This is a genomic window from Bradyrhizobium sp. USDA 336, assembly GCF_044908355.1.
Classification (GTDB): Bacteria; Pseudomonadota; Alphaproteobacteria; order Rhizobiales; family Xanthobacteraceae; genus Bradyrhizobium; species Bradyrhizobium yuanmingense.
Genome location: NZ_JBIYDC010000002.1, coordinates 5,927,211 through 5,947,084, shown reverse-complemented (window position 1 = coordinate 5,947,084; position 19,874 = coordinate 5,927,211). Strand labels below are relative to the sequence as shown.

Here is a 19,874-nt window from a genome sequence, read left to right as displayed (position 1 = left end):
GGCGATAGCCGCCTCCAACCGAGCATCAAAAGCGCCAATAGACTCCGGCTCGTACTGTGTGCGTGTCGAGCCGGGACTCGCGCGCGCCGAACGTCGTCGCGCCGATCGTCTGGGCGGCCAGCGTCTTCGAGCCGTAATTGTCATAGAGATATTCGAGCCGGACCGAGGCCTGCGGTGCGAAGCGGAATTCCCCGCCCGCTCCGATCGACCAGCCGATCCGTGTATCGCTCCAGCTCGCAACGGCGCCGATCCCATTGTCGAACGCCTTGCTCTCGACGCCCGCGACGGCAAGGCCACCGGCGGCGAACAGCAGCGTGCGGTCGAAAGCATAGCCGATCCGTCCACGGAGGTGGCTGTTCCAATTGACCGCGGATTGGAGCTGCGTGACGGCGGGTGTCGGCGCAAAGCCGGTATCGATCGTCGCGCGCGCATCGACGAAGTTCACGTCGCCCTCGAGCCCGGCGACGATCCGGCCCCATTGCGCCGAGAAGCCCGCCGTTGCACCGACGATCGCGCCCTTCGGATCGACAAAGTGGAATTCACCCGTCGCCGGCAGCGAGATCTCGGAGCGGCCCGACAGATAGCCGGCCAGAACGCCGAAATAGGGCCCCGCCCAGCTCAGCAGGGCTGCCGACGCCGCATGCGGGGGCGGCGCTGCGGGCAGCCTCAGGTCGGCCGCTGCAGCGGCGCCGGCACTCAGGATGGCAGAACCGATGAACAGCGCGGCGAACGTCAGTCTGAATCTCGTTATCATGCTCAATTTCCAATGTGAGACCGGCCCAGATTCGCCGCACATGACGAATACGGCGCAACCCGACCTTTCCTTCGCCTGAGCCCGCCCTTTTTTTTCAGCGGCACCCGCCCTCACATTTCTTTGCCGTTACTTCGCCGATCGAGGCTGCTATGTCCCCGGCATGACCGAGCTTTTGGACACCAAACGGCGGTACCGGGCACGCCTGGACGCACGGCGGAACCACCTTGCCGAAGAATTCATCGAGACGCTGCGCCTCGCCGTGCCGCTGATGCTGACGCAACTCGGGCAGATCGCGATGATCACGACCGATCTTGCGATGATCGGGCGGCTCGGCGAGGAGGCGGTGGCCGCGGCGGCGCTGGCCCATACGGTCTATTTCGTCAGCTTCACGTTCGGGCTCGGATTGACGTCCGCAGTGTCGCCGCTGGCGGCGCAGGCGTTCGGCGCCGGCGACGTCAGGCGCATTCGCCGCTCCTTGCGCGTCGGTCTATGGGCCGCGCTGCTGATCTCGCTGCCGATGATGGCCTCGCCGCTCTATGGTGAGCAGATCTTGCTCGCACTCGGTCAAACACCGCACTCGGCCGCGCTTGCGCAGCACTATCTGAACGGCCTGGCCTGGGGCATCGCACCGGCGCTCGGATTCATCGCGCTGCGCAGCATGATGAGCGCGGTGAACCGGCCGCAGGCGCCGTTGTGGATCACGCTGGCGGCGATCCCGGTCAATGCCGCGCTGGTCTATGCCCTGATCCACGGCCTGTTCGGCCTGCCCGAGCTCGGCCTGTTCGGCGCGGGGCTTGCGACCACGCTGGTCAATCTCGGCACCTTCCTCGCCGCGCTCGCGATCGCCGGGCTGCGCAAGCCGTTCGTGGACTATCATCCGCTCGCCCGCCTCTGGCGGATCGACTGGCCCTTGATGCGCCAGCTGATCGCGATCGGCGCGCCGATCTCGTTCTCGCTGCTGCTGGAATACGGATTGTTCTCCTCGGCCGCGCTGCTGATGGGCCTGATCTCGACCACCGCGATTGCCGCGCACCAGATCGCGCTCCAGATCACCGCCGTGCTGTTCATGGTGCCGCTCGGCATCGGCATGGCGGCGACGGTACGAGTCGGTCATGCCTTCGGCCGCAATGATCCGGCGGCGGTGAAGCGCGCAGGGCTCGTCGCAGCCGTGCTCGGCCTCGCGCTGGTCTCCGCGCTGACGATCGCCATCGTGATCGGTCGCTATCAGCTCGGCCGGCTGTTCTTCGGCGGCGGCAGCGAAAGTGCGGCCACCGTCGAGCTGACGGCAACGCTGCTGCTGGTCGGGGCCAGCTTCTTCATCGCCGACGGCCTGCAGACCATCATGGGCGGCGCGCTGCGCGGCATCAACGACACCAAGATGACGCTGCTGTTCGCCGCGATCGGCTATTGGGGTGTCTCTTTTCCCATCGGCTGGTTGCTGGCGTTCCACACAGGGCTGGGCGCGGTCGGCGTCTGGATCGGATTCTCGATCGGCACGTTCGTCTATGCCGGGCTCCTGATCTTGCGCTTCCGGATGCTGACGCGCAAAATGGCGGGATGATCGGGACGGTCCGCGAAGTCGCGCCTGAAGTCGATGCCGATGCGCTGCTCGGCGGCGCGCAGTTCATCGACGCGTTTTGCGTGGACATCGGCGCCGCAGCGGTGAATGCCCGCGAGGCCTGCACGAGAATGGTGCTGAACGGGCCGCGCTGGATCGACGCGTTGCTGCGGCTGCGCAACATTCTGGTGAGGCCGTTCGGGCTGAAGACATCGGGCGAAGGCGCGCCGGCCCCACGCGGCATGATCGGCCTGTTTCCGGTGCTGAGCGAGACGCCGGAGCAGCTGGTCGCAGGCTTCGACGATTCGCACCTCGACTTCCGCATCGTCATCGACGTTTCAGGCGATGCCGCGAGCCGGCAGGTGACCTCGACCACGCTGGTGCGCACGCACAACCGGCTCGGCCGGACCTATCTTGCGCTGATCATGCCCTTCCACAAGCTCGTGGTCCGCAACATGATGGGACGGATCGTGGAGTCTGTCCGATGAACTGTGCGGGCCGATATTTGAACGAACACCCCGTGTTCAGCCCACCGGCCCTGGAGTCCAATTGTCGCCCGCGAGCGGACTGACTTTCACGTCAGGAATGACGCCGAGGTCCATGCTCGGATCGAAATGGCGCATCGTCCGTTCATTGAAGTCGATGATGCGGCCAGGTCTTAATGGCCCGACGTCGTTGATCTTGACGATGACCTTCTTGCCCACGGCCTCGACGAGAGCATATTTCGGCCTCGCGCCAAATCCGACTCCACCGAATTTCCGGCGCAAGCTCGTCTTGATGGCGGCGGTCCAGGCAGAGGGATCATAACGCTCGCCGGAGGCCGTCTGCGGACCGCCCTCCTCCTTGCCAGGCTTGAACGGATTGTAGGTGGACGCCGCGCCAATGATCGCATCGCCGGAGGCGGCATCGACGACGGCACTTGAGTGATCCCCACGCGTTTCACTTCGAGCAACGGCAACAGAGAAGGCAAGCGTAACCAGGGCGCCGCAAACTGCGGCGCTCGAGCGGAAGAGCATCATGAGTCCTGTGATTTTTTAGATTGTCCGGTTCCAGAACCGCAAACGTGGTCAAGCGAACGCAGCAGCGCTCATGAACTTGCCGATCGTTTTGCGGATTCGAGCCAACCCCTGGCTACGGAACCGTTGTGAGAACCGGGGTGGTCCTCACGTCGTGCTTCTCTGCGATTAAAACAGAGAATGCGTCAGCAACATGACCCGATGGAACCTCGTGCGTGGAGCGACTCAGAGCCGCAGACCGCCGATCACCGCCGCGCTTCGCATACGCGCATTACTGTCGAAAGCCGACGTTGACGACGACGCGCCCGAACTCACTCCGCAACGCGTGCGGTTTTATCTGTCGAGGCCTCCGACCATTCGCCGACGACGCGGTCGAGGTCGCCGAGATTCTGGTGCATCTGCTCCAGGGAGAAGCCGAGCGCGAAGAAGCGCTCGGCGGTGTCGCTGGGGTGACCGCGGATCAGGCCATCCTGACGGACGGACGCGACGGCCTCGGCGTAGTGCTGGAGCGCGACATGGACGGGATGGATCGGCGGCGCGCCGGCGCCCTCGCGCAAAGCGCCAGCGGCCGAGCGGAGGAAGCGGGCGATCACGGTCGACACTTCCGACAGGGGCGCTGCCAGCCGCAATTGCACTTCCACCGGCAGCGGCACCACCGTGGCGCGGCCGATCATCACGACGTCATGGCGCAGCCGCAGGATCGTTCGCAGCAACGGGCCGGTGTCCGGACCGCTCGACAGCCGCGCCGCGCGCTCACGCTCGGCTTCGGAGCCGATCGCATCCAGATTGACCATCGCGGTGCCGATGCCGTCCTGGATCCGGTGCAGCGCGTCGTTGTCGCGACCGCGCGTGAGGCCTGCCAGCAGCTCGGCGAGGGCATCGGCGATCAATTCGAGCAGAACCGCCGCGCTGGCGCGGATCTGCCGCACCGCGCGCGAGGGCAGCACCAGGAAGGAGACCAGCAATCCCGTGACGGCGCCGACACCGACCTCGCTGACCCGATCGATCGCCGAGGTCAGGGGATCGGCATGATGCAGGGTCGGAACCAGGAGCACGATCACGGCGGTGACAGTGGCGGCGCTGAGGCTCGGATTGATCGCGGCGATGAAGGCGAGCGGGGCGACGGAGAGGACCAGCAGGCCGAGCAGGCCCGCCTCGCTGGAATAGGGAATCAGGATGGCGATGGCGCCGCCATAGACGGCTCCGCCGATGGTGCCGAGCATGTAGTCGCGCGTCGCCTTCAGCGAGCGGCCGACGCTCATCTGGGTCACGATCAGCGAGGTCAGCACCGCCCAGAGCGGCAGCAGCAGATGCAGCGCGGTCGCGATCGCATAGGCCGCGGTCGCGGCGACGGTGACCCGGATCGCCAGCCCCAATTGCGTCCGCCGCGCGCGAATCCGGTCGAACAGCTGCCTTGCGCGCGTCATGCGGAATATCCCGATCCTTTTCGCCTAAGCAAAAGCATGGCTGATCCCCGCCGACGCAAGGCCGCTTGAAAGGCCAAATCAGCCCGCCTAACTTGCGCGCCAAATCGAGGAAACACGATGGCTCACGAAACCGCAACGCTCGCCGCCTATGTCTTCAATCTCAAGTACCAGGATATTCCGGCGGAGGTGCTGGAGCGCGCCAAGGTTCTGACGCTGGACTTCCTCGGCAGCGCCATCAGGGCACGGCGCGAGGCGGAATCGACCCCGTCGATGCTGAAGATGCTGGAGGCGCTGGCGCTCGACACCAAGGGCGAGTCCACCGTGTTCGGCGATACCAAGACCTGGACGCCGGCGGTCGCGGCGCTGCTCAACGGCGCGCTCGGCCACTCCCTCGATTTCGACGACACCCATGCCGATTCCTCGCTGCATCCGAGCGCACCGGTGGTGCCGGCCGCCTTCGCCGTCGGCGAGATGGTCGGCGCCTCCGGGCGCGACGTGCTGACGGCGATCGTCGCTGGCTATGAGGTATGCTGCCGGCTCGGCAACGCGCTCGATCCGACCTCGCATTACGCGCGCGGCTTCCACCCGACGGCGACCGCCGGCACCTACGGCGCGGCTGCGGCGGCCGGAAAACTGTTCGGCCTCAGCGAGAAGCAGCTGATCGCCGCGTTCGGTGTCTCCGGCAGCCAGGCCGCGGGCTCGCTGCAATTCCTGGTCAACGGCGCCTGGAACAAGCGCTACCAGGTCGGCGCCGCCGCGATGAACGGCGTGATCGCCGCGACGCTCGCGCGCAACGATTTCGTCGGTGCGACGGAATCGGTCGAGGGCAAGCACGGCCTGCTCGCCGGCTACACCGACGATGCGCATCCGGACAAGGCGGTCGCCGAGCTCGGCAAGACCTATGAGACCATGAAGATCGGCGTGAAGCCCTATCCGAGCTGCCGCTACACCCATGCCGCGATCGACGCGCTGATCGCGATGCGGCGCGAGCACAATCTGACGCCGGAGCAGGTCAAGCGCGTCGAGATCGGCCTGCACCGCAACGGCATCACGCTGACCGGCGACGCCGCGACCAAGCGGCACCCGCGCTCAATCGTCGGGGGCCAGTTCTCGATGTTCTTCACCGGTGCGCTCGCACTCGACCAGGGCTCGTTCGGCTGGGACGATTACAACCGTCTCGGCGACGCCGCCATCGACGCACTCGCCGACAAGTTCGACGTGGTGCAGGACGACCGGCTCGAGATCGGCCGCACCCATCCGTTCGGCGCGCGCGTGAGCATCACCACGGACGACGGCGTGCACGAGCGGCTCTACGCCGATCCGTCCGGAGAGCCGACCTCGTTTCCGGATACGCAGGCGATGCAGCAGAAGTTTTTGACGCTGGCCCGTCCCGTGCTGAACGCGCGCGCGGAGAAGTTCGCGGATGCGATCATGACCCTGGAGCGGTTCGACCGCGTGGCGCAGGCGACGGAATTGGGGAGGTAAGAGCTAGAGCCGCAGCCGCTTCTTACCCTCCCCCTCCAGGCAGGGGAGGGTAAGAGGCGTCTTAATCCTCTCCCGCCAGCTTCCCATTCTCGCGCGTTGCTGCCACGACATCCCGCACCAACTCGAACACACCATCGGCTTGCGGCGGTGCGTTTGGGGAACGTCCGAGCCGCACGATCACCAGCTGCTCCGACGGGACCACGATCGCGTACTGCCCGATCGTGCCCTTGGCGAAGAAGGCATCGCGCGGCCAGCCGTGCTCCACGCGAAAATTTGCGCCAAAGCTGTCGCCCTGGTTGGTCCAGAAGCCGGCGCCGATGCCGACCCACGCGTTTGGCGTGGCCGTCGCCGAATAGCTGACCCACCCTTCCGGCAGGATGCGCTTGCCGCCGGCGACGCCGTCATTGAGATAGAGTTGGCCGAAGCGCGCCCAGTCGCGGGCGGAGGCGAGCATCTCGCTCGACCCTTCGATCGTGCCGGCGCCGTCGAGCTGGAGCACCACATTCCGCATGCCGAGCGGGGCGAACAATTCGCGGCGCGCAAAGCCCAGCGCGTCTTGCGGTGTGCCGCCGGCCGCATCACGGATCAGACGCGAGAGAATGAGGGTGTTGCCGTCGTGATAATTCCATGCGGTGCCGGGCGCGGTTGCGAGCGGCATGCTCTCGGCATAGGCGGCCATGTCCTTCTCGGCGAATTTCATCCGGTTGACCGGCTCGAAGGCGGAGCCGAGCGAGGCCTGCAGCGAGCTGCCGAGCGCAAGACCCGCGGTGTGACGCAGCAGCTGATCGACATTGATGGCATGGCGCGGATCGTCGGGATCTTTCCAGGCGGCGACCGGTGCGGGGCCGTCGAGCTTCAGCTTGCCCTGGCGCACCAGCACGCCGATCAGCGCCGAGACCACCGACTTGGTCATGGAGAAGCCGAGCAGCGGCGTCTCGGGGCCGATGCCGTCGGCGTAGCGTTCGGCGACGACGCGGCCGGCCTTCATCACGACGATGGCGCGGGTGCGGCGGTAAGGCGGTTGAGCGGGCTCGGCGAAGGCCCGGTCGAGCGCGGCGCCGAGCTCGGGGCTCTGCGGCGGCACGATCGCGGGGCCGGCGATCGCGGGAAGCAACGCGGGCCGCTTGTCGTCAGGCAGCGGCTCGACGGAGGCAATGCCAGCGCCGTGCTCGAGCGTGCAGCCGAGGCCCTCGCGATACATGGCATGGCTGCGGCCGAGGCCGAACAGCGTCACCGTGACATCCTTGCGGACGCGGTCGACCCTGTACTCCATCGCCCAGTCGATCAGACTCGCTCCTGGCATGGCATCCGTGGTCTCGGCGAAGTTGCGCCTGGGATCGAGGCCGGAGACGAACGTCTCGGCGCACAGGATGTCGGCGACGAAGCCGGTCGCGACCTTCGGCACGTCGCGAGCCCGGGCCGCGCCGAGCGCGAGGCCGGCTGCGGCGATGGCGGAGGCGATGAGGAGGATCTTGCGGCGGCGGGTCACGGGCGTTCTCCGGCTGGGGCGTATGCCGGGAGGAAGCGGGATGCGGGCGGGAGATGCTCGCCGGATTTGGAAAAGGGGTTGGTTGAAATCGGGACGGGCTGGCCGATTTTGGAATAAGCGAGCAATTTCAGAGTGATACGAGAATGAGACAGCGATGGGTCTGCTTCCCTCTCCCCGTTCTTACGGGGCCGCGACGAGCTTCGCTCGCGCTGAGAGGGTTAGGGTGAGGAGCCTCTCTCCGCACGCGAGACTGCCGACGGACCTGTACCCCCTCACCCGGATTGCTTCGCAATCCGACCTCTCCCCGCAAGCGGGGAGAGGTAAAGAAGGATCAAGCCGCACTCGTCTTCAGCCGCCGGTACTCGGTCGGCGTCACGCCTGTCACCGCCTTGAAGGCGCGGTTGAATGGGCCCAGCGACTGGAAGCCGGCGTCCATGGCGATGGTGATGACGGGGACCTCGGCCTGGGAGGGATCGGCGAGCGCGGCCTTGGCTTCGTCGATGCGGTGGTTGTTCAGGAATACATTGAAATTGCGATAGCCGAGCTGCTGGTTGATCAGCCGGCGCAACCTGTATTCGGGAATCTTCAGCCGGCCCGCCAGCACACCGATGGTGATGTTCTCCTGGCGATAGATCCGCTCGTCCGCCATCAGGCGCATCAGGGCATCGATGAGTTTCTGGTTGGAGTCCTCGGCCAAAGGCTGGATCGGCGCGATCGCCAGTGCGGGCTCTGGCGCAATCGGAAACAGATCGGCGCCATCGACGCGCAACATGGCGTAGGCGATCGCGGCAACGATGCAGGCGAGCACGCCGGTATTGATCGTGTCGGCGACATCGCCCACGCTGAAGGCCACGAGGATCTGGAGCAGCGCATTCGACCCGCCATAGAGTGCGGCGGCGCAGACGATGAACACGCGCAGGCGGCGGCGGCGCTCGACCAGATCGGCGGACCACGATCCGATCGTCTGCGCCACCGCGAGCGCGATGAAGCCGAGCACGATCAGGTTCACTGCCGTCACAGAGAACCGCGCGTTGCCGCCGGGCGCGATCCAGAGACATCCGACCAAGCTGAAGGCGGTCACCGCGGCCCAGATCAAACCATGCCACCAGCGTAGCCGAAAGTCGTCGTCGAACAGCGCGCGAGTGAACAGCCAGAACACGACGATGTTGCCGGTCGACAGTGCAATCAGCGGCGCGTGCCAGATCGGAACGGGCGACGACACGCCGATGGAATAGCTCGCGGCATGCGCCGCCGAGCCTAACGCGAAGACGGCGCCGAGGCGGGCTGCCAGCACATGACGGAGGCCGGAGACAAGCGAGGCCGCGAGCACAAGCAGCAGCGCGACGCTGGCAGCGCGGAAGGCGAGCTCGGTTGCGGCAAGGGTCATCGGCTGGGTCGAACGGTCGCAGTTGAAGGCAGCCGAACATCGTTCGTCAGGCTCGCTTTTTCAAGGTCCATCCGCATGCAAGGGCTAGCGGCGGCATCCACAGCTGTCATCGCCCGGCTTGACCGGGCGATCCAGTACTCCGAGACGGCAGCGGTTGAACCGATGGGCTGCGGCGTACTGGATGCCCCGGTCAAGCCGGGGCATGACAGCGGAGTATGTAGGCTATCGCAGCTGCGACGTCGGGCGCTCGCTTTGTCGCGACGCTGATGTGAAAGTCTGCTACCGTCGCGTCCAACAAAGCCAAAAGGAGTCCACTCATGAGCTGGCAGCCCTCGAACGATCCCGTGCTCGGCGATCCCATGTCCTGCGATGCGCTCGATCTCGTCATCGTGCCGCGCACCCGCGATCTCGGCGACGGGTTCGCGGTGCGGCGGGCGCTGCCGCACGGCAAGCGGCAGATGGTCGGTCCTTTCATCTTCTTCGATCATTTCGGCCCGGTGCAGTTCGTCTCCGGCAAGGGCATGGACGTGCGGCCGCATCCGCATATCGGGCTTGCCACCGTCACCTATCTGTTCGACGGCGCGATCATGCATCGCGACAGCGAGGGCAATGTCCAGGAGATCGCGCCCGGCGCGATGAACCTGATGACCGCCGGACGCGGCATCGCGCATTCCGAGCGCACGCCGGATGCGCAGCGCGCCTCCGGCCAGAAAATGCTCGGCCTGCAAAGCTGGATCGCGCTGCCGGCCGGATCGGAAGAGATCGCGCCGTCGTTCCAGCACTATGGGGCGGGCGATCTACCGATGATCTCCGAGCGCGACTTCACCGCGCGGGTGATCGCGGGCTCCGCCTTCGGCATCACCTCGCCGGTGTCGATGGTCTCGCCCTGGTTCTACACCGAGGTCACGGCGGTCGCGGGCGCGAGCGTGCCGCTCGACCCCGATCACGAGGAGCGCGCGATCTACGTGGTCGACGGCGAGGTCGAGATCGCGAGCGAGCGCTACGAGGGGCCGCGCCTGCTGATCTTCCGGCCCGGCGACCGCATCACCGTGAAGGCGCTGAAGGCGACGCGGATGATGTTTCTCGGCGGCGATGCGCTGGAGGGCCCGCGCCACATCTGGTGGAATTTCGTCTCCTCCAGCAAGGAGCGGATCGAGCAGGCCAAGCAGGACTGGAAAACCGGCCGCTTCGCGGCAGTTCCGCAGGAACACGAGTTCATTCCGCTGCCGGAATAGGCTAATCCGGTGTCCGGCCGCACAACGAATGCGGCTGGATTCCCTGTGCGAAGGCTTTGCCGATGACCACCATGCTCTCCAGCGACCTGCCGCTTGCCAAGATCGGACGCGGCAAGGTGCGCGATATCTACGCTGTCGACGACGACCGCCTGCTGCTCGTCACCACCGACCGCATCAGCGCCTTCGACGTCGTGATGGGCGAGACCATCCCGATGAAGGGCGCAGTGCTGACGCAGATCAGCGCGTGGTGGTTCAATGAGCTCGAAGGCGTGGTGCCGCATCACATGATCAGCGCGGATACCGACGAGATCATTGCCGCCGTGCCGGCGTTGAAACCGCATCGCGCGGAGATCCTTGGCCGCGCCATGCTGTGCAAGCGCACCACCGTGTTTCCGATCGAATGCGTGATCCGCGGCTATCTCTCAGGCTCCGCCTGGAAGGAATATGCCGCGAGCGGCACGCTCGCCGGCGAGAAGCTGAAGGCCGGCCTCGTCGAGAGCGAGAAGCTGGAGCCCGCGATCTTCAGCCCGGCGACCAAGGCCGAGAGCGGCCATGACGAGAACATCACCATCGCGAAGATGCGCGCCGTGGTCGGCGACGAGGTCGCTTACACGCTGGAGAGCATGACGCGCGCGATCTACACGCTCGGCGAGGAGCTCGCCCGCGAGCAGGGCATCATCATCGCCGATACCAAGTTCGAGTTCGGCCGCGACAAGGACGGCCGCATCATCTTGATCGACGAAGTCATGACGCCGGACTCGTCGCGCTTCTGGGCGGTAGATGCCTACAAGCCGGGTCAGCCGCAGGCGAGCTTCGACAAGCAGCCCTTGCGCGACTATCTCGACGTCGAACGCCGCGCCGGCCGCTGGAACGGCGACGCCCCGCCGCCGCCGCTGCCGGCCAGCGTGGTGGACGCGACCAGCAAGCGGTACCTGGAAGCGTATCGGCGCGTGACGGGGACAGAGCTGAAGATTTAGGCCCGACTGTTACCGCAGCTCCGTCATTGCGAGCGCAGCGAAGCAATCCAAAGTCTTTCCGTGGAGGGATTCTGGATTGCTTCGCTCCGCTCGCAATGACGTGGAGAGGCCGGGAGCCCCTCTCCACCATTTCTGCCTGCCTCGCGTTCGCGAAGAGGACGGCGGCTCTCACACCCCCGCCATCATCACGTATTTGATCTCGACATATTCTTCCATGCCGTGACGCGAGCCTTCGCGGCCCAGGCCGCTTTCCTTGACGCCGCCGAAGGGCGCGACCTCGGTGGTGATGAGGCCGGTGTTGACGCCGACCATGCCCGATTCCAGCGCCTCGGCGACACGCCAGACCCGGCCGATATCGCGGGAGTAGAAGTACGAGGCGAGGCCGAAGGGCGAGGCGTTGCACATCGCGATGACGTCCGCCTCGTCCTTGAAGCGGATCACGGGTGCGAGGGGGCCGAAGGTCTCCTCCTGCGACACCAGCGAGTCAGGCTTGACGTCGGCCAGCACCGTCGGCTCGAAGAAGGAGCGGCCGAGCTCGCTGCGCTTGCCGCCGGTGACGACCTTGGCGCCGCGCTTGACGGCATCGGCAATGTGGCGCTCGACCTTGTCGACCGCCTTCATGTTGATCAGGGGCCCCTGCGTCACTCCGCTCTCGGTGCCGTCGCCGATCTTCATTGCCGCGACCTTCTTCGACAGCTTCTGCACGAACTCGTCGTAGATCTTGTCCTGGGCGTAGATGCGGTTGGCGCAGACGCAGGTCTGGCCCATGTTGCGGTATTTCGAGACGATGGCGCCTTCGACCGCGGCGTCGATGTCGGCGTCGTCGAACACCACGAACGGCGCGTTACCGCCGAGCTCGAGGCCGAGCCGCTTCACGCCGACCGAGGCCTGCTGGTAGAGGATCTTGCCGACGGCGGTCGAGCCGGTGAAGCCGACGAAACGCACGGCCGGATGCTCGCACAGCACCTTGCCGATCGGCGGCGCATCGCCCGTGATGATGTTGAGCACGCCCTTGGGGACGCCGGCCCGCTCGGCGAGCACGGCCAGCGCCAGCGCCGACAGCGGCGTCTCGTTGGCGGGCTTGAGCACCACCGTGCAGCCGGCCGCCAGCGCCGGCGACACTTTGCGCGTGATCATCGAGTTCGGGAAATTCCACGGCGTGATCGCACCGCAGACGCCGATCGGCTGCTTGATGGCGAGCAGGCGCGCATCGGCGCGCTGGGTCGGGATGGTCTCGCCATAGACGCGCCTCGCTTCCTCGGCGAAGAACTCGATATAGGCCGCGCCGATATCGACCTCGCCGAGCGCCTCGGTGAGCGGCTTGCCCTGCTCGGAGGTGAGGATCAGCGCGAGATCCTCGCGATTGGCCGTGATCAGCTCGAACCATTTACGCAGGATGTTGGAGCGCTGCTTGGCGGTGTGCTTTGCCCAGGCCGGAAAGGCGCGCTCGGCGGCTTCAACCGCCCGGGTGGTGTCGTCGGCACCAAGCTGCGGCACCTTTGCGAGCTCGACGCCGGTGGCGGGATTGTTGACGGCGAAGACCGGCGTGCCGACCCAGGCGCCGTCGATGTAGCAGGCCTCCTTCAGCAGCGATGGGTCCTTCAACCGGTCGCGCAGAGTGGCGGTGGCTTGCGAGGCGCGTGCGGCGGCGGTCGGTGTCATGGCGTTTCTCCCTGGGCGATCGGATCGGCCGCAATATAGGGACAGACGGTACGCAATGCACCGCCCGGCAACGCACATCTGCTGGGAGTTAAGCTGAGGGCCGCTGGTCCTTCACCTCTCCCCGGCGGGGAGAGGTGAAGCACCACCGCCGCGGAAGGATCAGGCTGCGCCGCTCATATAGGTCTCGCGGCGTCCGATCATGCGTTCGGCCGCGGCCTTGGCGTCCGCCTTCGTGGAGGTCGCGCAGGTCCGGTATTCCAGATCGGGAACGTGGGAGGTGTCGCGACGGCCGAACCACGACTTCGAGCCGACCGGCAGCAGCGCCAGCGCCTGCGCCAGATTGTCGACGGCGCCGAAGGAATAGAGCGCGCCGGTGCCGGCGATGCGGACCTCGTAAATGCCGGGCGAAATCGGCGCCTCCAGATTCTCGCCTCGTCCGGCACGGGGATAGCGTTTCCATTCGCTCCAGGTCGAAATCATCTGAGGTCCCCCTCGCCGCCCATCCACGGCCGGCACATTTGCATCAAGTCTTAACGGCTCGTCGATCGGGCCGGGTGCTGAACGCGGCAGCTCACGAAATGTTTCAGGGGTTCGAAAACCACGAAGCATATCGCGAGAAACCCATCCAAGGTGAGGCGAGACACGCCGATCCACCGCAGATTGTAAAAGAGCGTACGCGCTCAGCCTCGTTGTCGTCCTGCGTTGGATCAAGACCGTCAAGTCACGACATCGCGACCGGTGCAGGTACATAGATGGCGCTTGCCGCGCCGGAGATCCGGGAAGACAATCGATCACTTCCAACAATAATCAAACCCGAGGAAACGCCATGCAAAGCCAAGCCCAGATCGATGAGATTCTGCGTCAGAAGAGCGAGACCAAGGAGATTCCGGGCGTCGTCGCCATCGCGGCCAGCGGTCAAGACGTGCTGTATCAGGGTGCGTTCGGCAAGCGCGATCTGTCCAAGCCCGATCCGATGACCGCCGACAGCGTGTTCTGGATCGCATCGATGACGAAGGCGGTGACCACAGCGGGCGCCATGCAGCTGGTCGAGCAGGGCAGGCTGTCGCTGGATGCGCCGATCGGCGATGTTTTGCCGGAGCTCGCCAATCCGCAGGTGCTCGAAGGTTTTGACGCCAATGGCGAGGCGAAGCTGCGCCCGGCCAAGGGGCCGATCACGCTGCGCCAGCTCATGACCCACACCGCCGGCTTCTGCTACAACATGTGGAACGGCGATCTCGCGGTCTATCTGGACAAGAACGGCATTCCCGCCATCACCACCTGCCAGAACGCGGCATTGAAGACGCCGATCATGTCCGACCCCGGCACGCGCTGGGAGTACGGCACCAACATCGATTTCGTCGGCAAGGCCGTGGAGGCCGCCAGCGGCAAGCGGCTCGACGCGTACCTGCGTGACAATCTGTTCGCGCCGCTCGGCATGCGCGACACCGCTTTCAAGATCACCGACGACATGCGCAAGCGCCTGGTCGGCATGCATGCGCGCGGCGAGGACGGCCAGCTCGCAGCGATCCCGTTCGAGCTGGAGCAGGAGCCGGAATTCCACATGGGCGGCGGCGGCCTCTACTCGACCGCGTCCGACTACATCAAGTTCACCCAGATGATCCTCAACAAGGGCCGCGGCAACGGCAACCAGGTGCTGAAAGCCGAGACGGTCGCCATGATGAGCCAGAACCAGATGGGCGATCTCAACATGACCAAGATGACGACGGCGGCGCCGATGTACACCAACGACGTCGATCTCTATCCGGAGCAGGTGAAGAAGTGGGGCCTCAGCTTCATGATCAACACCGCGAAGACCGCCGAGGGCCGCAGCGCCGGCAGCCTCGCCTGGGCGGGCCTCGCCAACACCTATTACTGGATCGACCCGGCGCGAGACGTCACCGGCGTCATCCTGATGCAGCTGCTGCCGTTCGCGGACGCGAAATGCCTGGAGGCGTTCGCAGGCTTTGAGCGCGGCGTTTATGCCGGGCTCGATGCTGCCGGAAGCGGACAGAGGGCGGCGTGAGGGGGCGCGCGGCTTTCACCATGCGTCATGGCCGGGCTTGTTCCGGCCATCCACGGCTCACCGCACGGCACGTAGTACGTGGATGCCCGGGACAAGCCCGGGCATGACGACAGTGAGTGGGAGGCGCACATGCATCAACAGCGTCATTGCGAGCGCAGCGAAGCAATCCAGTTTGCCGCCCTGGAGAGACTCTGGATTGCTTCGTCGCTGCGCTCCTCGCAATGACGGGGAGAGAGCCTCGCCCTACCCCGTCAGCCCGCGCTGCTCGGCCAGCTCCTTCAGCGACACCAGCGGGCGGGCGCCGATGTGCTGGATGACTTCGGCGGCGGCGAGTGCGCCGAGCTCGCCGCACTGCTTGTATCCGAAGTTGCGCGCGAGGCCGTAGAGGAAGCCGGCGGCGAAGAGATCGCCGGCACCGGTGGTGTCGACCACCTTCTCGACCGGGAAGGCCGGCGCGGCGACCGCGTCTTCCGACGACACCACCATGCAGCCCTTCTCGCTGCGGGTGACCACACCGAGGTTGACGTCGTTGCGCAGCTGCTTCAGCGCGGTGTCGAAATCCGAGGTCATGTAGAGCGAGTGCAGCTCGGACTCATTGGCGAACACGATGTCGACGGTGCCGCTCCGCATCAGCGAGAGAAACTCGTCGCGATAGCGATCAACGCAGAAGGAATCCGACAGCGTCAGCGCCACCTTGCGCTTGGCGTCATGGGCGATCTTGGCCGCCTTGACGAAGGCCTCCTTGGCGTTCTTGGGGTCCCAGAGATAGCCCTCGAGGTAGACGATGCCCGCGCCCGCAATCTCGGCCGGATCGATGTCGGCGGGCGACAGGTCCTGCGCCGCGCCGAGATAGGTGTTCATGGTGCGCTCGCCGTCGCCGGTGACCAGGATGTAGGAGCAGCCGGTGGCGGGGCCGTCCTTGGCAGCGGGCGTGTTGAAGGCGACGCCGGCGGCGCGAATGTCGTGCACGTAGAGCTTGCCGATCTGGTCGTCCTTGACCTTGCCGACATAGGCGGCGCGCGCCCCCAGGCTGCCGATGCCGACGATGGTGTTGGCCGCAGATCCGCCCGAGACTTCCGTGGCCGGACCCATGTCCTTGTAGATGGCCGCCGCGCGCGCCTCGTCGATCAGCGACATGCTGCCCTTCGCCATGCCATGCTTGGCCAGAAAGGCCTCGTCGGTCCGAACCAGCACGTCGAACAGCGCGTTGCCGATGCCGAGAACGTCGTATTTCACGTCAGCCATTCACCTTGATCCTGTTTGCCGGATTGCGATCTAACCAGAAATCCGCTTCCTGTCGGCCTGAAATCCAAGCTCGCGGCCTATCACGACCGGGCCTCGGCGGGCAAGCAACGGTATTTTCGAGAGCATGATCCGCTCCTTCCTGACCGTCTCGACGGGAACGCTGGCCTCGCGCCTGCTGGGTTTCGCCCGAGATTCCCTGATTGCGGCGCTGCTCGGCACTGGCGCGGTGGCGGACGCGTTTCTGGCGGCGTTCCAGCTCGTCAACGTGGTGCGGCGGCTGCTCAGCGAGGGCGCGCTGAACGCGGCGCTGATCCCAGCCTGGCTGCGGGTGCGGGACCGCGACGGGGTGGCGGAAGCCGCGGCGTTCGCCGGGCGCGTGCTCGGTACGGTCAGCGCGGCCCTGATCGCGAGCTCGATCCTGATCGCCTTGTTGATGCCGCTGATCATGACGATCATCGCGCCGGGATTCCTCGGCAGCGGCACGCTCGATCTCGCGGTTCAGAACGCGCGGCTGATGCTGCCTTACCTCGCCTTCGCCGGTCCCGTCACCGTGCTGATGGGGCTTCTCAATGCGCAGGGGCGCTTCGCGCTGACGGCGTTCTCGCCACTGCTGTTCAACATTGCGCTGATCGCGGCGATCGTGATGCTGCTGGTCTGGCATGCAGACGCCGGCTTCGCCGCGTGGATCCTGGCGGCGACGGTCGGCCTGGCCGGCCTGCTGCAATTGCTGATGCTGCTGTCGCGGCGAAGCGCGCGCCTGGCGACACCGCTGCGCGCCAGTTTCGACAAGGAGATGCGCGGCTTCTTCGCCAAGGCGATCCCCGGCATGATCGCAAGCTCGGGGCCGCAATGGCTGATGGTGGCGGGTGCGATCATCGCGTCCGCAACGCCGTCCGCGGTGTCCTGGCTCTATTTCGCCAACCGCTTGATCGAGCTGCCGCTCGGCATTGTCGGCGTCGCCATGGGCACCGTCCTGGTGCCGGAGCTGACGCGCGCCGTCGCTAGCTCCGATCGCGACGCGGTGGCGCATGCCGAATCCCGCGCGCTGGAGCTTGCGGCCGGGCTGGCACTGCCGGCCACGATCGGCCTGATCGTGCTCGCCGAGCCGATCGTGCGGCTGTTGTTCGAGCATGGCGCGTTCGGTGCGGAGGACAGCTCGGCCACTGCGCGTGCGCTGATGTGGCTGGCGCTGGGCCTGCCGGCGCATGTGCTGATCAAGGCGCTGTCGCCGGCCTTCTATGCCCGCAACGACACGATGACGCCGCTGCTCGCGACAGCCAAGGGCTTCGTGGTGACGGTCGTGCTCGCGATTCTGCTCGGCCATCTCCTTGGCGCGAGCGGTATCGCGACTGGTATCGCGGCCGGCGCCTGGAGCAGCGCGCTCTCCTTGATCCGGAAGGGCACGGCCGCGTTCGGCTTCTCGATCGATGCGAGTGCCCGCACGCGATTGCCGCGGATCGTGCTGGCCGCGATCGCCATGGGCGCCCTGCTCTGGCTGACAACGGGTCTGGTGCCTGCCGGCGCCCATGGGCTCATCCACTTCATTGCGCTGGGTGTACAGATCGTGGCCGGGATCGCCGTCTACGGCTTGCTGCTGCAAACCGTCGGCGCCGCCTCCTGGCGTGAGGCGGTTAACGCGTTGAAACGGCCCGGCTAAACCGCGAGCCCGGCGAAAGACCCTTGACGGGGCAGCGCCGCTGTTGGAAACGACGGCCGAATACCTATGGGAAGGCTGACCATGCCATTCGTTGAACGGGTCTTTTCGGGCGTCCAGCCGACGGGCAATCTCCACCTCGGCAATTACCTCGGCGCCATCGTCAACTTCGTGAAGATGCAGGAAACCCACAATTGCATCTATTGCGTCGTCGACATGCACGCGATCACGCAAGGGGTGGACGTCTGGGGCGGGCCGGTCGAGCTCGCGCGCAACACCCGCGAGGTGACCGCCGCGTTCATCGCGGCCGGCATCGATCCGAAGAAGCACATCGTGTTCAACCAGAGCCAGGTCTCGGGCCATGCCGAGCTCGCCTGGATCTTCAACTGCGTCGCGCGCATGGGCTGGCTGGGACGCATGACCCAGTTCAAGGAGAAGGCCGGCAAGGACCGCGAGAACGCCTCGGTCGGTCTATTCGACTATCCCGTGCTGATGGCGGCCGACATTCTGCTCTACCGCGCCACCCACGTTCCCGTGGGCGAGGACCAGAAGCAGCATCTCGAGCTTTCGCGCGACATCGCGCAGAAGTTCAACAACGACTTCGGCGACTCGATCCGCGCGCAGGGCGTCAATGACGGGCTGTTCTTCCCGCTGCCGGAACCCTTGATTACGGGTCCGGCGACGCGCGTGATGAGCCTGCGCGACGGCACCAAGAAGATGTCGAAGTCGGACGCCTCCGACAATTCGCGCATCAATCTGACCGACGATGCCGACACCATCGCGCAGAAGATCCGCAAGGCGAAGACCGATCCGGAGCCGCTGCCGACGGAAGAGAAAGGCCTGGAAGCGCGGCCCGAGGCCGACAATCTCGTCGGCATCTTCGCCGCGCTGTCCGGCCGCTCCAAGGCGGACGTGCTGCGCGAATTCGGCAACGGCCAGTTCTCCAGCTTCAAGAACGCGCTGGCAGAGCTGTGCGTGACAAAGCTCGCGCCGATCGCCGGCGAGATGAAGCGCCTCGTCGCCGACCCCGGCCATATCGACGCGATCCTGAACGAGGGATCCGATCGGGCGCGCGCGATCGCCGACGAGACCATGAAGCTCGCCAAGGACATCGTTGGCTTCATCCGCCGGCGCTAGGGCGCGCTTCACGATACCGGCTGGCGCCACGGCGCCGGCCGCTTCGCCCCTCCCAAACATCGCGGGAGTGTGGCAGCATGCTCCCGTGCACAATCCGGGACATGCATGACCAGCAAGCGACTTTGCTACGAGCCGGGTCACAAGCCCAAATGCCTCGTCATCGTCGACGACAGCGCCGAATGGGATCGCGCCGTCTATTACGCAAGCCGCTGGGCGATCCGCGCTGGCGGCGGCGTGGTGATGCTGCGCATCATCGAGCCGGAGCAGCAGAGCCAGGAATGGCTGGGGGTCGCCGACATCATGCGCGCCGAGGCGCAGGAAGCCGCCGAAGCCGCGCTCGACCGCGCCGCCGGGCGCGCCAACGGCATCGCCGCCATCACGCCGGAGCGGGCGATCCGCGAAGGCAGCGCTATGGAACAGCTGCTCGCAGTGATCGACGAGGACCCCGATATCGCCATGCTGGTGCTCGCCGCCAATCCTGGCGCGGAGGGGCCCGGACCATTGGTCTCGCTGCTCGCAAATGCGCTCGGCACCTTCCCGGTGCCGGTGACGATTATCTCGGGCGCGCTGAGCGACGAAAGCGTGGATTCGCTGTCGTAGGCGGCTCTGCCGGTGGGTTACTCGTCATGCCCGGGCTTGTCCCGGGCATCCACGTTCTTGGCACGACGAAGCAAAGCGTGGATGGCCGGGACAAGCCCGGCCATGACGACGAGAGAAGATTGCGTACCTTAACCCACTGAAATTGCACCGAAACGTCCAGCCTTCCCCTTGACCGTGCGTTCGCCGTCGCCATCTGCTAGGGGATAGAGCACGCGCCGGCCTTGA

17 protein-coding genes are annotated in these 19,874 nt (G+C 66.0%); 9 read left to right on the top strand and 8 right to left on the bottom strand.

Annotated features, from left to right (window positions below):
- Positions 1-25 precede the first annotated feature (25 nt).
- Positions 26-754, bottom strand: a complete 729-nt coding sequence (locus ABIA45_RS28895) for an outer membrane protein (RefSeq protein ID WP_271541587.1) — start codon at positions 752-754, stop codon at positions 26-28.
- 160 nt (positions 755-914) lie between these two features.
- Here ABIA45_RS28895 and ABIA45_RS28890 point away from each other — a divergent pair, with 160 nt between their 5' ends.
- Together ABIA45_RS28890 and ABIA45_RS28885 are read left to right on the top strand one after the other, a co-directional pair.
- Positions 915-2,315 (top strand): MATE family efflux transporter, encoded by a 1,401-nt coding sequence (locus tag ABIA45_RS28890; protein ID WP_271541586.1) that lies wholly within the window; start codon positions 915-917, stop codon positions 2,313-2,315.
- Positions 2,312-2,800, top strand: coding sequence for a DUF2867 domain-containing protein (locus tag ABIA45_RS28885; protein ID WP_271541584.1), 489 nt, complete (start codon positions 2,312-2,314; stop codon positions 2,798-2,800). Before ABIA45_RS28890 ends, ABIA45_RS28885 begins: the two co-directional genes overlap by 4 nt.
- A 36-nt stretch (positions 2,801-2,836) precedes the next feature.
- On the opposite strand, the gene ABIA45_RS28880 is transcribed toward ABIA45_RS28885, so the two are convergent.
- Both ABIA45_RS28880 and ABIA45_RS28875 read right to left on the bottom strand, forming a co-directional pair.
- Positions 2,837-3,331 (bottom strand): septal ring lytic transglycosylase RlpA family protein, encoded by a 495-nt coding sequence (locus ABIA45_RS28880; protein WP_404545120.1) that lies wholly within the window; start codon positions 3,329-3,331, stop codon positions 2,837-2,839.
- Between the two features lie 308 nt (positions 3,332-3,639).
- The gene (locus ABIA45_RS28875; protein WP_404654515.1) at positions 3,640-4,755 is read right to left on the bottom strand and encodes an aromatic acid exporter family protein; all 1,116 of its coding nucleotides are present in this window, start codon (positions 4,753-4,755) and stop codon (positions 3,640-3,642) included.
- A gap of 117 nt (positions 4,756-4,872) precedes the next feature.
- Between ABIA45_RS28875 and ABIA45_RS28870 the strand changes: the two genes are divergently transcribed.
- A complete protein-coding gene (locus ABIA45_RS28870; RefSeq protein ID WP_275501718.1) occupies positions 4,873-6,240 on the top strand; it encodes an MmgE/PrpD family protein in 1,368 nt (455 codons plus the stop codon).
- Positions 6,241-6,301: 61 nt separating this feature from the next.
- On the opposite strand, the gene ABIA45_RS28865 is transcribed toward ABIA45_RS28870, so the two are convergent.
- Together ABIA45_RS28865 and ABIA45_RS28860 are read right to left on the bottom strand one after the other, a co-directional pair.
- Positions 6,302-7,729, bottom strand: a complete 1,428-nt coding sequence (locus ABIA45_RS28865) for a serine hydrolase domain-containing protein (protein WP_404654514.1) — start codon at positions 7,727-7,729, stop codon at positions 6,302-6,304.
- 331 nt (positions 7,730-8,060) lie between these two features.
- Entirely contained in the window at positions 8,061-9,116 is a 1,056-nt protein-coding gene (locus ABIA45_RS28860) for a helix-turn-helix domain-containing protein (RefSeq protein WP_404654513.1), read from the bottom strand.
- Between the two features lie 317 nt (positions 9,117-9,433).
- Here ABIA45_RS28860 and ABIA45_RS28855 point away from each other — a divergent pair, with 317 nt between their 5' ends.
- Both ABIA45_RS28855 and ABIA45_RS28850 read left to right on the top strand, forming a co-directional pair.
- Entirely contained in the window at positions 9,434-10,351 is a 918-nt protein-coding gene (locus ABIA45_RS28855; protein WP_404654512.1) for a pirin family protein, read from the top strand.
- A gap of 62 nt (positions 10,352-10,413) precedes the next feature.
- Complete coding sequence (locus tag ABIA45_RS28850; RefSeq protein WP_404654511.1) at positions 10,414-11,328, top strand: phosphoribosylaminoimidazolesuccinocarboxamide synthase; 915 nt, start codon at positions 10,414-10,416, stop codon at positions 11,326-11,328.
- Between the two features lie 168 nt (positions 11,329-11,496).
- Here the strand turns inward: ABIA45_RS28850 and ABIA45_RS28845 are convergent, their stop codons facing one another.
- Both ABIA45_RS28845 and ABIA45_RS28840 read right to left on the bottom strand, forming a co-directional pair.
- Positions 11,497-12,990: an NAD-dependent succinate-semialdehyde dehydrogenase gene (locus ABIA45_RS28845; RefSeq protein ID WP_404654510.1), complete on the bottom strand. Its 1,494-nt coding sequence runs from the start codon at positions 12,988-12,990 to the stop codon at positions 11,497-11,499.
- A 159-nt stretch (positions 12,991-13,149) separates the two neighbouring features.
- Positions 13,150-13,470, bottom strand: a complete 321-nt coding sequence (locus tag ABIA45_RS28840) for a hypothetical protein (RefSeq protein WP_100236193.1) — start codon at positions 13,468-13,470, stop codon at positions 13,150-13,152.
- Positions 13,471-13,816: 346 nt separating this feature from the next.
- On the opposite strand from ABIA45_RS28840, the gene ABIA45_RS28835 reads away from it, so the two are divergent.
- Complete coding sequence (locus tag ABIA45_RS28835) at positions 13,817-15,013, top strand: serine hydrolase domain-containing protein (protein ID WP_404654509.1); 1,197 nt, start codon at positions 13,817-13,819, stop codon at positions 15,011-15,013.
- Positions 15,014-15,256: 243 nt separating this feature from the next.
- Here ABIA45_RS28835 and ABIA45_RS28830 read toward each other — a convergent pair whose 3' ends face one another.
- Positions 15,257-16,258, bottom strand: a complete 1,002-nt coding sequence (locus ABIA45_RS28830; protein WP_404654508.1) for an adenosine kinase — start codon at positions 16,256-16,258, stop codon at positions 15,257-15,259.
- A 124-nt stretch (positions 16,259-16,382) separates the two neighbouring features.
- Here ABIA45_RS28830 and murJ point away from each other — a divergent pair, with 124 nt between their 5' ends.
- The 3 genes from murJ (at position 16,383) to ABIA45_RS28815 (ending at position 19,649) form a co-directional block, all read left to right on the top strand.
- On the top strand, positions 16,383-17,915 hold the full coding sequence (murJ, locus tag ABIA45_RS28825; protein ID WP_404654507.1) for a murein biosynthesis integral membrane protein MurJ: 1,533 nt from the start codon (positions 16,383-16,385) through the stop codon (positions 17,913-17,915).
- Positions 17,916-17,996: 81 nt separating this feature from the next.
- Positions 17,997-19,049 carry a tryptophan--tRNA ligase gene (gene trpS, locus ABIA45_RS28820; RefSeq protein ID WP_404654506.1) on the top strand — a complete coding sequence of 351 codons (1,053 nt, stop codon included), beginning with the start codon at positions 17,997-17,999 and terminating at the stop codon, positions 19,047-19,049.
- A gap of 105 nt (positions 19,050-19,154) precedes the next feature.
- Entirely contained in the window at positions 19,155-19,649 is a 495-nt protein-coding gene (locus tag ABIA45_RS28815) for a universal stress protein (protein ID WP_404654505.1), read from the top strand.
- The last annotated feature ends 225 nt before the right edge of the window (positions 19,650-19,874 follow it).